The sequence below is a fragment of the Bradyrhizobium liaoningense genome (assembly GCF_018130785.1).
GTDB classification, from domain to species: Bacteria; Pseudomonadota; Alphaproteobacteria; order Rhizobiales; family Xanthobacteraceae; genus Bradyrhizobium; species Bradyrhizobium liaoningense_A.
This window is the reverse complement of the sequence record NZ_JAFCJT010000006.1, coordinates 270,223-285,614: the sequence shown is the minus strand read 5'-3', so window position 1 is coordinate 285,614 and position 15,392 is coordinate 270,223. Positions and strand designations below refer to the sequence as shown.

The following is a 15,392-nucleotide window of genomic DNA, read 5'->3' as shown; positions in this document are numbered from 1 at the left end:
GGGCTTTGCCGCCGCGACCGATTGTCGCTAGAACCTTCCCTGCAACAACGCCCAAACAACAACACACAGGGAGAAACCAACATGCAAAAACTCATCGCCGCGGTCGCGGCTGGTTTTGCGCTGGCCGCCACGTCCGGCGCCGCGCAGGCCCAGATCTCCGACGATGTCGTCAAGATCGGCGTGCTCACGGACATGTCGAGCCTCTATGCGGACGCGACCGGCAAGGGCTCGCTCGCGGCCGTCGAGATGGCGGTCGCCGATTACGGTGCCAAGGTTGCCGGCAAGTCCGTGCAGGTCGTCGCCGCCGATCACCAGAACAAGCCCGATGTCGGCGTCAACATCGCCCGCAACTGGTACGACAACGACAAGGTCGACGCGATCTTCGACGTGCCGACGTCCTCGGTGGCATTGCCGATCTCGGCGCTGACCCGCGAGAAGAACAAGATCAACATCAATTCCGGCGGCGGCTCGTCCGACATCACCGGCGTCGCCTGCTCGCCCAATACGGTGCACTGGACCTACGACACCTATGCGCTGTCGAACGTCGCCGGCAAGGCCATGGTGAAGCGCGGCGAGGACAGCTGGTTCTTCGTCACCGCCGACTACGCCTTCGGCATGGCGCTGCAGCGCGACGCCGCCAACGTGGTCAAGGAGAGCGGCGGCAAGGTGCTCGGCGAGGTCCGCCATCCCCTCAACTCCTCGGACTTCTCGTCCTTCCTGCTCCAGGCCCAGGCCTCCAAGGCCAAGGTCGTTGCGCTGGCGAATGCCGGCGGCGACACCACCAACGCGCTGAAGCAGGCGGCCGAGTTCGGCCTGACGCAAGGCGGCCAGAAGATGATCGCGCTCTTGCAGGAGATCACCGACACGCATTCGCTCGGCATCAAGGCCACCCAAGGCCTGATCGTCACCGACGCGTTCTACTGGGACATGAACGAGGAGACGCGCGCCTTCTCGAAGCGCTTCAACGAGAAGGTCGGGCATATGCCGACCATGATCCAGGCCGGCCTCTACTCGGCGACCATGCATTATCTGAAGGCGATCGAGGCCATCAAGACCGACGAGGCGCCGAAGGTGATGGAGCAGATGCGCAAAACGCCGGTCAACGACTTCTTCGCCAAGAACGGCAAGATCCGCATCGACGGCCGCATGGTGCACGACATGTATCTGTTCGAGGTGAAGAAGCCGGAGGAGTCCAAGGGCGAGTGGGACCTCTACAAGCTGATCGCCACCGTCCCCGGCGACGAAGCCTTCCGTCCGCTCGACAAGGGCGGCTGCCCGCTGGTGAAGTGAGGTTGGTTTCTTCGTCATTGCGAGCGCAGCGAAGCAATCCAGAAATGCATCCGCGGAGATAGCCCTGGATTGCTTCGTCGCTTCGCTTCTCGCAATGACAGAAGAGACACGACAGCGCGCCCGGTGGAAACCGGGCGCACTTCGCTAGGCGTTCAGGGCCGCATTACTCCGAGTACTTGAACTCGGGCATGTTCTTCAGCTCGTCCTTGCTGGCGTTGAACACGGCGTGGTCCGGATACCATTTCGACGTGGACGAGGCGGTCGTAGTCGTCGTCGTGGTCTTCTCGGTGCCGGTCGCAGCGCCGGTGGTCGTGGTCGCCGCAGGCTTCGCGCCCGTGCCGGTATAGGCCACGGCCTCGTTGACGAACTTCAGCTTCTCGTAGGGGACGGCGACCAGATGCTCGCCCATGCCGAGGAAGCCGCCGACGCCGATCACGGCGATCTTGACGTTACCGCTCTTGTCCATCAGCAGGTCGTTAATCGAGCCAATGTTCTCGTTGGCGTCGTTGTAGATCTTCAGGCCCGACATCTTGGAGGCGCGCCACTCGCCCGACGCGGTCGTCGTCGTCGTGGCGGTGGTGGTGGTGGCCGCCGGCGCCGCCTTGTCGGTGGTGGCGGTCGGGTTTTGCGCGAACGCAACGGTTGCAAGCAGTGCGGTGCCGGCAAGGCCGGCGGCGATCGATTTCATCAACATTGTTCTCCTCCTTCAGCAGAAAACTTGTGTGGAGAAAACAGCGTTGACCACTCGCAGTTCCTTGCGTGGGGCAATTTCGTCGCGCGATGCGCGAGTGCGAAAGTCACCCGCGATTGTTCCTGCGTCACTCAGGAACATTTTGCAGCGCACGGTTCCCCGCCGACGATCATGCGCCCTGGGTGAAGCATGACCGCGGCGAGGAACGCGCCGACCCGCGTCGCTCAGGTCAGCTCTTGATGTCGATCAGAAGTGCGGAGAAATCGGAGCTGCCGGATGAGCTGCCGTTGGCGCCGTAGGACGAGCTCGATGATTGCGACTGCTGGAGCGCCTGGAGGAATTGCTGAAGAATTTCCGCCGTGGTCGAGTCGGTCGACGTGCTGCTGGTCGAGTCCGTCGAGGACGAAGCCGAAGAGCTGTCGTCGGGCGGCGGTCCGCCCGCACCGCCGGGACCGTTGGCGAAGGCGGACTGGAACACGTTCTTCAGCTCGTCGGCCTGGTCCGAGGTCAGCGTCCCGTTCGACACCTCGTTGGAAATGAGGTCGTCGATCTTCGACTGCATCTCGTCCTTGGAGGGACGCGTGCCGCTCGACCGATCGCTGGATCGGCTCGACTGCAGGGCGGTGTCGATGTCGGTCAGCGCCGTCGAGATCGCCGACTGGTCCGACGAGGAGATCGTGCCGGCGGAAACTTCCGATTGCAATTCCTGCTGAAGCCGCTGCAAGGGCGACTGGTAGTTACCGGTGGAGGCCGCCGAAATCGAGGTCATGATGGCTCCGTGGTTTTTGCGGGGTTTCGTAAGCGACACCGCCACGGTATGGTTAACGGCCTTAACGAGACCTTGCTGCTTCCCTGCCCAGGTATTGCCGCGTGTTGCGTCCGGGCGAGCAGAAACAATCCGAAACAAAAATCTTCGCCATTTGGCCCGAATCTTGGACAAACAAAGCGCATGGCCATTCCCAACATCCTGGTCGTCGAGGACGACCGCGAAACCCGGACGTTGATTGCGAAGTACCTGCGCAACAACGCCTGCAACGTCACCGCCGTCAGCGATGGCCGCGAGATGTCGCGTGCCATGGCCGATCACAGGGTCGACCTCATCATCCTCGACGTCATGCTGCCCGGCGAAGACGGCTTGAGCCTGTGCCGCAAGGTACGCTCGGAGGCGCAGACGCCGATCATCATGCTGACCGCGCGCGGCGAGGACGTCGACCGCATCGTCGGCCTCGAGATGGGCGCGGACGACTATCTGCCAAAGCCCTTCAACCCGCGCGAGCTGCTCGCCCGCATCAACGCGGTGCTGCGCCGCCAGGCCGCAGCTCAGGCGGCGAGCTCGATCGAGGGCGCCTCCACGCTCGCCTTCGAGGGCTGGCGCATCGATCTGCGCCTGCGCGAATTGCGCAATCCGGCGGGCGCGCGCGTCGCGGTGACCAGCGCCGAGTTCGATCTGTTGCGGACGTTCTGCGAGCGGCCCGGCCGCGTGCTGTCGCGCGACAGCCTGCTCGACCTCACGCAAGGACGCAATACCGGCTCGTTCGAGCGCTCCATCGACGTGCTGGTCAGCCGCATCCGCCGCAAGATCGAGCCCAATCCGGCCGATCCCACCATCATCAAGACGGTGCGCTCCGGCGGCTATCTGTTCACGCCCAGAACTGAAGCGGCTGGGACCGAAGCAGCGGGCAACGAAGCGGTCGCGGCGACGCTTGGCAGTTAGTGGAGCGGCCGTCATGACGCCGTTCCGTTTCTTCCACCTCAAGAGCATCGGCGGACAGATCGCCGCGCTGGTGGTGGCGTCGATCGTCGCCCTGCATCTGATCCTCACCGTCAGCTTCCTGGTCAGCCGGCCGGACCGTGCCGAGCCGCCGCCCGACAGCGCCCATCAGCTCGCGGATGCGGCGCTGCTGCTCAACGGCACGGATGCGAGCGAGCGGCCGCGCATCCTCGCCAATATCGTGCGTGCGTTTCCGAAGGCCGGCATCGAGCTCCTCGCGCCGGGGACCGTTTCCGTCGCCGAGGACAGCGACAGCCCGCATCTGCGCAACGTGCGCCGGCATCTCGGCCATCAGTACAAGGTGCTCGCGCTGCCGCCGGATTTCGGCATGCACCGCGTCGCGGTCCAGCTCCCCGACGGCACCATGATCGCAGGCCGCGTCGAGCAGGGCCCGTATCCGCCGCGGTTCTGGGGCGGCCCCTGGATGATCACGCTGCTGTTCGCGCTGATCAGCGTCACCATGCTCGGCCTGTGGGCGGCCTATGCGCTCGCCGCGCCGCTGTCCTCGTTTGCCAAGGCCGCCGAGAATTTCAGTCTCGACGGCGCGGCCGATCCGCTGCCCGAGCGCGGCCCGGAGGAGATCCGCTCGGTCGCACGCGCGCTCAACCGCATGCATGAGCGGATCGCGCGGCTGATGTCGGATCGCACCCGGATGCTGGCGGCGATCAGCCACGATCTGCGCACCCCGATCACCCGCCTGCGCCTGCGTGCCGAGTTCATCGAGGACGAGGGCAACCGCAAGCGCATGCTGATCGATCTCGACCAGATGCGCTCGATGCTGGAGTCCGTGCTGTCGCTGCTGCGCAATGACCGCAAGATCGAGGCGGTGACGCTGGTCGACATCGCGAGCACGCTGCAGCTCATCGCCGACCAGTTCGGGGACATGGGGCATGTCGTGCACTATGACGGCCCCGCTTCGGCGACTGCCGCCGCGCGGCCCGACGATCTGCATCGGGGCGTCACCAACCTCGTCGAGAACGCCGTGCGCTTCGGCGCCGAAGTGACGATCCGCCTCGACGTATCAGGCACCAAGCTCGTCATCGACGTCGAGGACGACGGCCCCGGCATCTCGGATGCGCGCAAGCAGGAGATGCTGGAACCGTTCGTGCGCGGCGACGACGCGCGCACCATGGACGATTCCACCGGCTTCGGGCTCGGCCTGTCGATCGCGCGCGCGATCGCGCTCGCCCATGGCGGCGAGCTGTCCTTGCACGACCGCGAGCCGCACGGGTTGATCGTGCGGATGCAATTGCCGGTGTGGCAGCAACCGCGGCTGGCAGCCTAAGGCATGATCCGGACCCGAAGGGCAGCGTCAGCGCAAAGCGTGCAGCGGTTTTCCCTCGCGACAAACGCGGAACGCGTTTGCGCGGAGATCATGCCCTAAGGGCACGCCTCAGGCGGCGAGCGGCGGATGCTCGATCGCGTGCTCATCGAAGATCGCCACCGCCTCGAAGCGGTAGCCACAGGCGTGGCAGTTCCAGAGATAGGAAACGCGCCCTTCGCCCGGCTCGATCCAGTCTGGGAACGGGATCGGTGTCCCGCATTGTGCACACGGGTTCTGCTTGGGGATGTCGCCGATGTTTTCTCGGGTCATGGACGTCCTCCCGAATGCTGGTTTTGAATAGCGATTTTTGGGCGAGCGCACGAACGGACAGACCTGCTGTCGCGTAAGTCACCTCGCCAGCTCCAAGCTTAACCTAGGTTTAAGTCGTAAAAACGACGGCCGCGCGAAAATCGCCGTTGGCGGCGTTTCGCCACATCATCGCCGTGTTCCCACGGCCTAACGCGCACGGGTGCAGGTCTGTTCTGCCGAGGAATAATTCAATGAAAATTTTGCGCATTGCCGTGCTCGCTGCGACCGGGCTGATATTGCCGCAGGCCGCATTCGCGGGCGAAGCCGAATACGCCGAGATGGTCGCGATGCATGCGCGTGCCAACGGCGTGCCGGAAGCGCTGGTGCATCGCGTCATCATGCGCGAGAGCCGCTATCAGCCCGGCCTCGTCGGCCATGGCGGCACCATCGGCCTGATGCAGATCAAGCTCGCGACCGCCCGCGGGGTCGGCTACACCGGCGACGCCGCAGGCCTGCGCGATCCCAACACCAACCTTACCTACGCCGTCAAATACCTCGCCGGCGCCTATCGCGCCGCCAATGGCGACCACGCCCGAGCCGTGCGTTATTTCGCGGGCGGCTATTACTACGTTGCAAAGCGGCAGCGGCAGGAGGCCGTGCAGGTCGCCAATATGGGCGACACCTGGCTCGAGCCCAACGGCAATCCGCAGCCGATGTTCGGGACGACGCCGCATAAGAAGCTGGCCCAGCGTGTCCGCAACGCGCGGGCGCAGGCGCCGAGATAGCTCTCGTGTCCCGGACGCCTGCGACGCGAAGCGTTGCTGCGCAGAGCCGGGACCCATTCCAACCACGCGCGAAGCTGGGCCCCGGCTCAGCAGCGCACCATTGCGTGATGCGCTGCGTCCGGGCACGAGGGGTTCCCGCAAAGCGCGTTGACCACCTCGTCCCGCTGGCATACATTAGAGCCGTTCCGAGGGGTGCTCCGAGGAGGAGCTGAGATACCGCTAAATGGGTCAGAAGGCCCAGGACCGCGGTGACCCTTTGAACCTGATCCGGGTCATGCCGGCGAAGGGACAGGGATGTTGCAGACCACCAAGCGACCGGATTCCCCGGTATCCATTATCGGCGCAGGCATCGCAGGTGCCTGGCAGGCGCTGTTGTTCGCGCAGGCCGGCCACTCCGTGACGCTACACGAGCGCGGTGACGCGGCGATGACCGATTCCACCAGCCATTGGGCCGGCGGGATGCTCGCGCCCTGGTGCGAGGCGGAGGTCGCCGAACCCATCATCTCCCGGCTCGGCCAGCGCTCCCTGGACATCTGGCGGCGCGAGCTGCCGGATACACCGTTCAACGGCTCGCTCGTCGTCGCCCATCCGCGCGAGCGCAACGATTTCGAGCGTTTTGCGCGGATGACCGAAGGCCACCGCCGGCTCGATGCGACCAGCCTTGCCGAGCTCGAACCGTCGCTGGAGGGCCGCTTCCGCGACGCGCTGTTCTTCCCGACCGAAGGCCATGTCGAGCCGCGCCGCGTGCTGCCGAAGCTGCACGAGCGCATCCGCGCCGCCGGCGGCACGATCAAGTTTGATAGCAACGTTTCCGCCAAAGACCTCGACGGCATCGTGATCGACTGCCGCGGCCTTGGCGCGCGCGACGAGCAGCCGGAGCTTCGCGGCGTCAAGGGCGAGATGATCCTGATCGAGACCGGCGAGGTACAGCTCGCGCGCCCGGTGCGGCTGATCCATCCGCGCTGGCCGCTCTACGTGATCCCGCGCGAGGACAATCTGTTCATGCTGGGCGCGACCTCGATCGAGGCCGAGGACACCGGCGTCAGCGTGCGGTCGGCGCTGGAGCTGCTCGGCGCGGCCTATGCGGTCCATCCCGCCTTCGGCGAAGCGCGGATCATCGAATTCGGCTCGGGCCTGCGCCCGGCTTTCCCCGACAATCTGCCACGCATCGGCATTCGTGGCGAGAGGATCGCCGTCAACGGCCTCTACCGCCACGGCTTCCTGATCGCGCCGGCGCTCGCCGAGCTGACGCTCAGCTATGTCGAGCGCGGCCAGATCGACAATGAGGTGATGCAATGCGCGTGATCGTGAATGGCGAGCAGCACGAGGTGAACTCGGCCAGCGTCGACGCGCTGCTCACCGAGCTCGACTACGAGGGCACGCATTTTGCGATCGCGCTCAATTACGACGTCGTGCCGAAGAGCCGCTGGGCCGAGACCAGCTTGAAGGCCGGCGACGAGATCGAGATCATCACGCCGCGGCAGGGAGGGTGAGGTGATGGCTGTCCATTTGTCGCCTCGGCGCGCGCCACACATTCCGCTGTCATCGCCCGGCTTGACCGGGCGATCCAGTACGCCGCGGCTTCTCGCTTCCAGCCGCGCCGCCGTGGCGTACTGGATCCCCGCTTTCGCGGGGATGACACCGTCATTCGAGGAAACACCGACATGGTGACCTTCTACGGCAAAACCTTCGCCTCCCGCCTGCTGATCGGCAGCGCGCTCTATCCTTCGCCTGCGATCATGCAAGGAGCGATCCGTGCCTCGGGCTCGAACATCGTCACGGTGTCGCTGCGGCGCGAGGCCGCCGGCGGCAAGACCGGGGACGCGTTCTGGCAGCTGATCCGCGAGCTCGACGTCAGCGTGCTGCCGAACACCGCCGGCTGCCGCAGCGTGCGCGAAGCCGTGACCACGGCAAAACTCGCGCGCGAATTGTTTGGCACCAACTGGATCAAGCTGGAAGTGATCGCCGACAACGATACGCTCCAGCCCGACGTCGTCGGCCTGGTCGAAGCTGCGGCCATCCTGATCAAGGACGGCTTTGAGGTGTTCCCCTATTGCACCGAGGATCTCTCGGTCGCGAACCGCCTGGTCGATGCCGGCTGCAAGGTGGTGATGCCGTGGGCCGCGCCGATCGGGAGCGCGAAGGGCATCACCAACCGCGACGCGCTGAAACTGCTGCGCGAGCGGCTGCCCGACATCACGCTGGTCGTCGATGCCGGCATCGGCGCGCCGTCGCATGCCGCCGAGGCGCTCGAGCTCGGCTACGACGCCGTGCTGCTCAACACCGCGATCGCAAAGGCCGCCGATCCCGTCGCGATGGCGAATGCCTTCCGGCTCGGCGTCGACGCCGGCCGCACCGCTTATGAAGCCGGGCTGATGAATGCCCGCGATTTCGCCTCCCCCTCCACCCCTGTCGTTGGGACCCCGTTCTGGCATGCCGTATCCTGATCGCTTCTACCCCGTCGTCGACAGCCTCAAATGGGTCGAGCGGCTGACAAAACTCGGCGTCGGCACCATCCAGCTGCGCGCGAAAGATCTCAACGACGCCGACGCGCTCCAGATCGTCGCCGACGCGCTCTCGATCACCGAGGGCACGCAGGCCAAGCTGGTCGTGAACGATTACTGGCGCGCGGCGGTCGTGGCCGGCGCAAAGTATCTGCATCTCGGCCAGGAGGATCTGGCGGACGCCGACCTCAAGGCCATCCGCGAGGCCGGCCTGTCGCTCGGCGTCTCCACCCATGACGACGCGGAGCTTGAGACGGCGCTCGCGGCGAAGCCCGACTACGTCGCGCTGGGCCCGATCTTCTTCACCACGCTCAAATCGATGCGCTTCGAACCGCAGGGCATTCCAAAGATCACGGAATGGAAGAAGCGCATCGGTCCCATCCCGCTGGTCGCGATCGGCGGCATCAAGTTCGAGCACGCGGCGGAGATCTTTGCCGCCGGCGCGGATTCCATCGCCGTCGTCAGCGACGTCACCCAAAATGCCGACCCGGATGCGCGGGTGCGGCAGTGGCTCGGCCAGTCGAAGGAGGCGGCGTGACGATGCACCTCCCCCTCTCCCCACTCCGTCACCCTGAGGTGGCCGCGCAAGCGGCCCTCGAAGGGCGACGGCCCGGCTCGTCCATCCTTCGAGACGCCCAAGCGCGCGCACCTCAGGATGACGAGAGCAACAGCATGCACACGAATTAAACCGGAGGATCCCATGAACATCCGCTCCAACCCCGACAAGACCGTCCCCGCCGTCACCACCGGCCCGCTGGCCTCCTCGCGAAAGATCTTCGCCTCGCCCGACGCCGCGCCCGATCTGCGCGTGCCCTTGCGCGAGATCATCCTCTCCGAGGGCGCCGGCGAACCGAACCTGCCGGTCTACGACACCTCGGGCCCCTACACCGACCCGTCCGTGACGATCGACGTCAATGCCGGCCTCGCCCGCGATCGCAAGGCCTGGGTGCTGGAGCGCGGCGGCGTCGAGGAATATGACGGCCGCCAGATCAAGCCGGAGGACAATGGCAGCGTTTCCACCGACAAGGCCGCGCGCGCCTTCTCGGCCTATCACAAGCCGCTGCGCGGCCTCGACGGCCACAAGATCACCCAGCTCGAATTCGCCCGCGCCGGCATCATCACCAAGGAGATGATCTACGTCGCCGCCCGCGAAAACCTCGGCCGCAAGCAGCAGCTTGAGCGCGCAGAGGCAGCGCTCGCCGATGGCGAGAGCTTCGGCGCTTCGGTGCCCGCCTTCATCACGCCGGAGTTCGTGCGCGACGAGATCGCGCGCGGCCGCGCCATCATCCCCTCCAACATCAACCACTCCGAGCTCGAGCCGATGATCATCGGCCGCAACTTCCTCACCAAGATCAACGCCAATATCGGCAACTCGGCGGTGACCTCGTCGGTCGAGGAAGAGGTCGAGAAGATGGTGTGGGCGATCCGCTGGGGCGCCGACACCGTGATGGACCTCTCGACGGGCCGCAACATCCACACCACGCGTGAGTGGATCCTGCGCAATTCGCCGGTGCCGATCGGCACCGTGCCGATCTACCAGGCGCTGGAAAAGTGCAACGGCGATCCCGTGAAGCTGACCTGGGAGCTCTACAAGGACACGCTGATCGAGCAGTGCGAGCAGGGCGTCGATTACTTCACGATCCACGCCGGCGTGCGCCTGTCCTACATTCACCTCACCGCCAACCGCGTCACCGGCATCGTGTCGCGCGGCGGCTCGATCATGGCGAAGTGGTGCCTGGCGCATCACAAGGAAAGCTTCCTCTACACCCATTTCGACGAGATCTGCGATCTCATGCGCAAGTACGACGTCTCGTTCTCGCTCGGCGACGGCCTGCGCCCGGGCTCGATCGCGGACGCGAACGACCGCGCGCAGTTTGCCGAGCTCGAAACGCTCGGCGAACTGACCAAGATCGCGTGGGACAAGGGCTGCCAGGTCATGATCGAGGGCCCCGGCCACGTGCCGATGCACAAGATCAAGATCAACATGGACAAGCAGCTCAAGGAATGCGGCGAGGCGCCGTTCTACACGCTTGGACCGCTGACCACCGACATCGCGCCGGGCTATGACCACATCACCTCGGGCATCGGTGCGGCCATGATCGGCTGGTTCGGCTGCGCCATGCTCTGCTACGTCACGCCGAAGGAGCATCTCGGCCTGCCTGATCGTAACGACGTCAAGGTGGGCGTCATCACCTACAAGATCGCCGCGCATGCGAGCGATCTCGCCAAGGGCCACCCAGCCGCCCAGCTCCGCGACGACGCGCTCTCCCGCGCCCGTTTCGACTTCCGCTGGAGCGACCAGTTCAACCTCGGCCTCGACCCCGACACGGCCAAGAACTTCCACGACGAGACCCTGCCGAAGGAAGCCCACAAGGTCGCGCATTTCTGCTCGATGTGCGGACCGAAGTTCTGCTCGATGAAGATCACGCAGGACGTGCGCGATTACGCGGCGACGCTGAATGATCCGAACTCGATCGGCATGTCCTTGAGCGGCACCGCCGAGGACGGCATGGCCAGGATGAGCGAGAAGTTCAAGGAGATGGGGAGCAGCGTGTATCTGGATGCGGAGAAGGTGAAGGAGAGCAATCGGGTGTTGTGATCTCTCCACTCTTTATGCCCGGGCCTGCACGGGCATCCATCAGAAACGAAGCCGGGCGAGAGCTCGGCTTCATTTTTAAGCGGCGAGTGGAGCGCTAGACTGAAAGCGCGCGGAGCGCATTAACCGTGCCAGGATGAGCAAAGCGACATCCGGGATTGACAGCCGACCCGCATGTCGCTGACGCTCGTGCGGGCTACAACTCCGCGGATAAACAATTTGCCCGCACCCTCCCCCCACCGCCTCCCCGACCAGCTCAGTCCCGACCTCCGCCTCGTCTTCGTCGGCACCGCCGCCAGCACGCGCTCGGCCGAGGTCGGGCACTACTACGCCCATCCCGGCAACCGCTTCTGGCGCGCGATCCATGAGGCCGGGATTACGCCGCGGCGCTATCAGCCGGGCGAGTTCGCGGCGCTGCTCGAGCTCGGGATCGGCTTTACCGATCTCTCCAAGTCGGGCGCCGGGATGGATCACCAGATCGCGACTGAAACGATCGACGTGGCGGGGTTCAGGGCGAAGATCGACAAGTACCGGCCGAGGACGATTGCGTTCACGAGCAAGAAGGCGGCGAGCTTGTTTTACGGCAGGCCGTCGAGCGCGATCGCGCTGGGGCGACAGCCGCGCGATGCAGGTTTGCCGGAGATTTTCGTGCTGCCCTCGCCGTCCGGCGCGGCGTCCGGGCATTGGACGCTGGAGCCGTGGCACGAGTTGGCGGCGTGGATCGCTGCGTAGGATGGGCAAAGGCGCCGTTGCGCCGTACCCACCAACTCTCCACAAATCCGGTAGAACGGTGGGCACGGCGCGCGAAGAGCGCGCCTTTGCGCACCCTACGAGAGCATGCGCCCTAAAGATCGAAATTGGTCGGCATCATCACCACGTCGCGAATGGTCATGCCGCGCGGCCGGGTCAGCATGAACATCACCACTTCAGCCACTTCGCTGGCCTCCAGCAGGCTGCCCGTTTCCCTGGCTTCCTTCAGCTTCTCGGGCGGCCAGTCCGCGAGCAGCGAGGTGACGACCGGGCCGGGCGAGATCGAGCCGACGCGAATGCCGTGCTTGAAGACCTGGCGCCGCACCGTCTGGACGAAGCAGTTGATCGCCCATTTCGACGACGCATAGACCGGCTCCCAGGGCGTCGGAAAATGCGCCGCCAGCGAACTCGTGACGATGATGTCGCCGCTCCGGCGCGCGATCATGTGCGGCAGCACGTCGTGCACGTTCTTCATCACGACGTTGACATTCAGGTTCAGCATCCGGTCGATCGCCATAGTGTCGGCATCGACCAGATCGCCACCGACATAGGTGCCCGCATTCGCGTGCAGGATGTCGAGCTGGCCTGCCTGCTCCAGGACGCGCGGCAGCAGCGTTGCGCAGTCTCTTGGATCGAGTAGATCGACGACCAGCGGAATCACGGCGTCGCCATGCTTGTTGCTAAGCGCCTTCAGCGCGGCCTCGTCGCGGTCGACCATCACCACGCGCGCGCCCGCGGCCAGCATTGCTTCAGTGCTCGCCAACCCGATGCCCGACGCGGCCCCGGTCACGGCAGCAAACTTGCCTTCCAATTCGTTTCCCATGGGGCCACCATCCTGCTGATGGTCGGCAGTATAGCGATGCAAGACGAATTGGCGATGCGGATCGCTGGCTTCGCAGGGTGACAAAGGCGCTCTTGCGCCGTGCCCACCATCTCTCCACAATTCCCCTGGAACGGCGGGTATGGCACGCGAAGGGGCGCCTTTGCGCACTCTACGCGCTAGCTCTGACGCCGTCAGTTTCAGGTCCGTCACCACACCGCCTTCATCAAGACATCCATTGCCGGAGAATTGCCGATGCCCAAGCTCATGACGATCCAGTGGATAAATCAGGAGGCTGGCGGCGCAACCGATATCCTGCCCATGTTGCTCTTCTCGCGTGAGCGAGCGAACGAGCAAATCTCCCATCGGCTGAGATGGCCCGGCACTGGCGTTGTTTCAGTCCGGTGTCGATTGAGCGTCTCCAGCGATTACGCCGAGTTGACCTACGATGCGGCAGAGGCAAAGCGATCTGATATCTGGCCCGGGAGAGCCAAGCTCGTCTTCAGAAATGGAGGGCGCGATCAGGTCGATCACGTTCTCTGGGCTAATCCTGGCGAACCCTATGAGAGATTGGAGCCGGTCATCCAGTACGTGGACGATGGAACCGAAGGCGAGATCGAACGCCAAACGCGCTTCGGCCGGATGTCGAAACGCCCCGAGCAGACCGTTTTCAGCGCGTCCGTCCGGGATGCCTACAACGAAACATGCGCCGTCACCGGCTGCACGACGCCGGAAGCCCTCGATGCGGCTCACATCAAGGTCGACGAAAGGGACAGAGGCGGTGAAGAACCGCGTGTCGACGACAACAGCATTGAGAACGGCATCCTTCTCCGAGCGGATATTCATGCAATGTTCGATGCGGGCCTCATATCGCTGAGCAAGGACGGCAAGACAGTTGACGTGAGCGAGAGACTGTCTGACGAGACCTATTCGTTCTTGAAAGGCAAGAAGATCTCGCCTCCGATGTATTCTCCTCCGTCTCGCGACAACATCTTGTCGCACCGCCGACGTTTTGGCTTCGAATAGCGCGTAGGCTGGGTAGAGCGCCGGTCTGCAGGGTGGGCAAAGGCGCTCTTGCGCCGCGCCCACCATCTCTCCACAAATCCGGAAGAACGGTGGGCACGGCGCGCAAAGAGCGCGCCTTTACCCACCCTGCGACAGCGTCAGCCCCTCACCCCGCATACGCCCTGTCGAGGTCAGCGATGACGATTTTCCGCATCTCCATCATCGCCTGCATGACGCGGTTCGCCTTCGTCCGGTCGGGATCGCCGAGGTAGCGGCCGAGCGCCGACGGGATCACTTGCCAGGACAGGCCAAACTTGTCCTTGAGCCAGCCGCAGCGGGATTCCTCGCCGCCGTCGGCAGTGAGGCGGCTCCAGAAGTAGTCGACCTCGGCTTGCGTCTCCACGCTGATGAAGAACGAGACCGCCTCGGTAAAGCGATATTGCGGCCCGCCGCTGAGCGCATGGAAGCGTTGGCCTTCGAGTTCGAACACCGCCATGAAGTCGCTGACGGTCTCGACTTTGGCGTTGGGAAACACCGATTTGTAGAATGCGACGGCGTCCGGGACGTTGTTGTCGAACCAGAGGAATGGCGTGATGGAGGTCATGGGGGGATCCTTTCGGTTCGGGCGGGGCGCGCGGGTGTTCCAAGGACGTGACCGGGATCGGCGTTCCGACAGCGCGGACAGGATTTTTTCGACCGGCCGGAAAACGCGGTAGCCTGTCGGAAACCGCCCCACCCATTCGTCCTCTGACCAAAACCCTGACCACCCCGGAGCCCCCATGCGCCCCACCATCACCGCCTTCGAAAGCTCGCCCGACCGCGGCCGCGGGCAGGCGCGCGACATGCGGGTCCGCTGGGCGCTGGAGGAAGCCGGCCTGGCTTACGACGTTCGCCTGGTGTCGTTCGCGGCGATGAAGGAGCCGGCGCATCGTGCGCTGCATCCGTTCGGGCAGATCCCGACCTTCGAGGACGGCGACCTCGCGCTGTTCGAGTCCGGCGCAATCGTGCTGCACATCGCCGAGCATCATGCCGGGCTGCTGCCGACAGATGCCAATGCGCGGAGCCGCGCGATCGCATGGATGTTTGCAGCGCTGAACACGCTGGAGCCGCCGATCGTCGAGTTCGGGATGACCATGCTATTCGAGCGCGACAAGAGCTGGTACGAGGAGCGCCTGCCAGTCCTGAAAGATCGCGTCCGTATCAGGCTCGGCGAATTGTCCCGTCGCCTCGGCGATGCCGATTGGCTCGACGGCGCGTTCAGCGCCGGCGATCTCATGATGGTGACGGTGCTGCGCCGGTTGAACGCATCTCGCCTGCTGGAGGAATATCCCGACCTCTCAGCCTATGTCGCCCGCGGCGAAGCGCGGCCGGCGTTCCGGCGGGCGTTCGATGCGCAACTGGCGGTGTTCACGGCCGCATCGACCGGCAGATAGAGGCCGCGCCACTTACTGAAGCCGGTACATCGGTCCGAATCCGTACGTCGACGGGCGACGCCAGGCGTCCTCCGATCGAATGACGCTGCGCACAATGCGCAAGGACTGTTGCCAGCCCGTCACTCTGGCGATACGACTTGAGGTGGAGGAGCCTGATATCAACCGGTCCGCATC

The 15,392-nt window shown here is 64.8% G+C and carries 17 protein-coding genes and 1 riboswitch; of the genes, 12 read left to right on the top strand and 5 right to left on the bottom strand.

Features of this window, described 5'->3' with window-relative positions:
• The first annotated feature begins 81 nt into the window (after positions 1 to 81).
• A complete protein-coding gene (locus JQ627_RS17285) occupies positions 82 to 1,290 on the top strand; it encodes an ABC transporter substrate-binding protein (RefSeq protein ID WP_212485360.1) in 1,209 nt (402 codons plus the stop codon).
• A 163-nt stretch (positions 1,291 to 1,453) separates the two neighbouring features.
• Here the strand turns inward: JQ627_RS17285 and JQ627_RS17280 are convergent, their stop codons facing one another.
• Positions 1,454 to 1,984 (bottom strand): PRC-barrel domain-containing protein, encoded by a 531-nt coding sequence (locus JQ627_RS17280; protein WP_212485359.1) that lies wholly within the window; start codon positions 1,982 to 1,984, stop codon positions 1,454 to 1,456.
• 226 nt (positions 1,985 to 2,210) lie between these two features.
• Positions 2,211 to 2,750 (bottom strand): hypothetical protein, encoded by a 540-nt coding sequence (locus tag JQ627_RS17275; RefSeq protein ID WP_212485358.1) that lies wholly within the window; start codon positions 2,748 to 2,750, stop codon positions 2,211 to 2,213.
• A gap of 180 nt (positions 2,751 to 2,930) precedes the next feature.
• Between JQ627_RS17275 and JQ627_RS17270 the strand changes: the two genes are divergently transcribed.
• Both JQ627_RS17270 and JQ627_RS17265 read left to right on the top strand, forming a co-directional pair.
• On the top strand, positions 2,931 to 3,695 hold the full coding sequence (locus JQ627_RS17270; protein WP_212485357.1) for a response regulator: 765 nt from the start codon (positions 2,931 to 2,933) through the stop codon (positions 3,693 to 3,695).
• Between the two features lie 13 nt (positions 3,696 to 3,708).
• A complete protein-coding gene (locus JQ627_RS17265) occupies positions 3,709 to 5,037 on the top strand; it encodes an ATP-binding protein (protein WP_212485356.1) in 1,329 nt (442 codons plus the stop codon).
• 108 nt (positions 5,038 to 5,145) lie between these two features.
• Here the strand turns inward: JQ627_RS17265 and JQ627_RS17260 are convergent, their stop codons facing one another.
• The gene (locus JQ627_RS17260) at positions 5,146 to 5,346 is read right to left on the bottom strand and encodes a hypothetical protein (RefSeq protein WP_212485355.1); all 201 of its coding nucleotides are present in this window, start codon (positions 5,344 to 5,346) and stop codon (positions 5,146 to 5,148) included.
• Positions 5,347 to 5,576: 230 nt separating this feature from the next.
• Here JQ627_RS17260 and JQ627_RS17255 point away from each other — a divergent pair, with 230 nt between their 5' ends.
• From JQ627_RS17255 to JQ627_RS17225, 7 genes are all read left to right on the top strand, one after another.
• Positions 5,577 to 6,110 carry a lytic transglycosylase domain-containing protein gene (locus JQ627_RS17255; protein WP_212485354.1) on the top strand — a complete coding sequence of 178 codons (534 nt, stop codon included), beginning with the start codon at positions 5,577 to 5,579 and terminating at the stop codon, positions 6,108 to 6,110.
• A 178-nt stretch (positions 6,111 to 6,288) separates the two neighbouring features.
• Positions 6,289 to 6,417, top strand: a riboswitch (TPP riboswitch).
• Positions 6,405 to 7,415 (top strand): FAD-dependent oxidoreductase, encoded by a 1,011-nt coding sequence (locus JQ627_RS17250; protein WP_212485353.1) that lies wholly within the window; start codon positions 6,405 to 6,407, stop codon positions 7,413 to 7,415. (Overlaps the previous riboswitch by 13 nt.)
• On the top strand, positions 7,406 to 7,603 hold the full coding sequence (gene thiS, locus JQ627_RS17245) for a sulfur carrier protein ThiS (protein ID WP_212485352.1): 198 nt from the start codon (positions 7,406 to 7,408) through the stop codon (positions 7,601 to 7,603). The genes JQ627_RS17250 and thiS overlap by 10 nt, the downstream gene beginning before the upstream one ends.
• A gap of 171 nt (positions 7,604 to 7,774) precedes the next feature.
• Positions 7,775 to 8,557, top strand: a complete 783-nt coding sequence (locus JQ627_RS17240; protein WP_212485351.1) for a thiazole synthase — start codon at positions 7,775 to 7,777, stop codon at positions 8,555 to 8,557.
• On the top strand, positions 8,544 to 9,152 hold the full coding sequence (locus JQ627_RS17235; RefSeq protein WP_212485350.1) for a thiamine phosphate synthase: 609 nt from the start codon (positions 8,544 to 8,546) through the stop codon (positions 9,150 to 9,152). The genes JQ627_RS17240 and JQ627_RS17235 overlap by 14 nt, the downstream gene beginning before the upstream one ends.
• A gap of 162 nt (positions 9,153 to 9,314) precedes the next feature.
• Positions 9,315 to 11,213, top strand: coding sequence for a phosphomethylpyrimidine synthase ThiC (thiC, locus tag JQ627_RS17230; protein ID WP_212485349.1), 1,899 nt, complete (start codon positions 9,315 to 9,317; stop codon positions 11,211 to 11,213).
• Between the two features lie 171 nt (positions 11,214 to 11,384).
• Positions 11,385 to 11,942 (top strand): mismatch-specific DNA-glycosylase, encoded by a 558-nt coding sequence (locus JQ627_RS17225; RefSeq protein WP_409363809.1) that lies wholly within the window; start codon positions 11,385 to 11,387, stop codon positions 11,940 to 11,942.
• Positions 11,943 to 12,054: 112 nt separating this feature from the next.
• On the opposite strand, the gene JQ627_RS17220 is transcribed toward JQ627_RS17225, so the two are convergent.
• Positions 12,055 to 12,783 (bottom strand): SDR family oxidoreductase, encoded by a 729-nt coding sequence (locus JQ627_RS17220; RefSeq protein ID WP_212485347.1) that lies wholly within the window; start codon positions 12,781 to 12,783, stop codon positions 12,055 to 12,057.
• 252 nt (positions 12,784 to 13,035) lie between these two features.
• Between JQ627_RS17220 and JQ627_RS17215 the strand changes: the two genes are divergently transcribed.
• Complete coding sequence (locus JQ627_RS17215; protein ID WP_212485346.1) at positions 13,036 to 13,806, top strand: HNH endonuclease; 771 nt, start codon at positions 13,036 to 13,038, stop codon at positions 13,804 to 13,806.
• Positions 13,807 to 13,951: 145 nt separating this feature from the next.
• Here the strand turns inward: JQ627_RS17215 and JQ627_RS17210 are convergent, their stop codons facing one another.
• Positions 13,952 to 14,389, bottom strand: coding sequence for a VOC family protein (locus tag JQ627_RS17210; RefSeq protein ID WP_212485345.1), 438 nt, complete (start codon positions 14,387 to 14,389; stop codon positions 13,952 to 13,954).
• A 175-nt stretch (positions 14,390 to 14,564) separates the two neighbouring features.
• Between JQ627_RS17210 and JQ627_RS17205 the strand changes: the two genes are divergently transcribed.
• Complete coding sequence (locus tag JQ627_RS17205; RefSeq protein ID WP_212485344.1) at positions 14,565 to 15,218, top strand: glutathione S-transferase family protein; 654 nt, start codon at positions 14,565 to 14,567, stop codon at positions 15,216 to 15,218.
• Positions 15,219 to 15,392 lie beyond the last annotated feature (174 nt).

What these genes read in the sequence shown, in the direction of transcription:
- JQ627_RS17285 (WP_212485360.1), top strand. Translation starts at nt 82, where the DNA reads ATGCAAAAACTCATCGCCGCGGTCGCGGCTGGTTTTGCGCTGGCCGCC.
- JQ627_RS17280 (WP_212485359.1), bottom strand. Translation starts at nt 1,984, where the DNA reads ATGTTGATGAAATCGATCGCCGCCGGCCTTGCCGGCACCGCACTGCTT.
- JQ627_RS17275 (WP_212485358.1), bottom strand. Translation starts at nt 2,750, where the DNA reads ATGACCTCGATTTCGGCGGCCTCCACCGGTAACTACCAGTCGCCCTTG.
- JQ627_RS17270 (WP_212485357.1), top strand. Translation starts at nt 2,931, where the DNA reads ATGGCCATTCCCAACATCCTGGTCGTCGAGGACGACCGCGAAACCCGG.
- JQ627_RS17265 (WP_212485356.1), top strand. Translation starts at nt 3,709, where the DNA reads ATGACGCCGTTCCGTTTCTTCCACCTCAAGAGCATCGGCGGACAGATC.
- JQ627_RS17260 (WP_212485355.1), bottom strand. Translation starts at nt 5,346, where the DNA reads ATGACCCGAGAAAACATCGGCGACATCCCCAAGCAGAACCCGTGTGCA.
- JQ627_RS17255 (WP_212485354.1), top strand. Translation starts at nt 5,577, where the DNA reads ATGAAAATTTTGCGCATTGCCGTGCTCGCTGCGACCGGGCTGATATTG.
- JQ627_RS17250 (WP_212485353.1), top strand. Translation starts at nt 6,405, where the DNA reads ATGTTGCAGACCACCAAGCGACCGGATTCCCCGGTATCCATTATCGGC.
- thiS (WP_212485352.1), top strand. Translation starts at nt 7,406, where the DNA reads ATGCGCGTGATCGTGAATGGCGAGCAGCACGAGGTGAACTCGGCCAGC.
- JQ627_RS17240 (WP_212485351.1), top strand. Translation starts at nt 7,775, where the DNA reads ATGGTGACCTTCTACGGCAAAACCTTCGCCTCCCGCCTGCTGATCGGC.
- JQ627_RS17235 (WP_212485350.1), top strand. Translation starts at nt 8,544, where the DNA reads ATGCCGTATCCTGATCGCTTCTACCCCGTCGTCGACAGCCTCAAATGG.
- thiC (WP_212485349.1), top strand. Translation starts at nt 9,315, where the DNA reads ATGAACATCCGCTCCAACCCCGACAAGACCGTCCCCGCCGTCACCACC.
- JQ627_RS17225 (WP_409363809.1), top strand. Translation starts at nt 11,385, where the DNA reads ATGTCGCTGACGCTCGTGCGGGCTACAACTCCGCGGATAAACAATTTG.
- JQ627_RS17220 (WP_212485347.1), bottom strand. Translation starts at nt 12,783, where the DNA reads ATGGGAAACGAATTGGAAGGCAAGTTTGCTGCCGTGACCGGGGCCGCG.
- JQ627_RS17215 (WP_212485346.1), top strand. Translation starts at nt 13,036, where the DNA reads ATGCCCAAGCTCATGACGATCCAGTGGATAAATCAGGAGGCTGGCGGC.
- JQ627_RS17210 (WP_212485345.1), bottom strand. Translation starts at nt 14,389, where the DNA reads ATGACCTCCATCACGCCATTCCTCTGGTTCGACAACAACGTCCCGGAC.
- JQ627_RS17205 (WP_212485344.1), top strand. Translation starts at nt 14,565, where the DNA reads ATGCGCCCCACCATCACCGCCTTCGAAAGCTCGCCCGACCGCGGCCGC.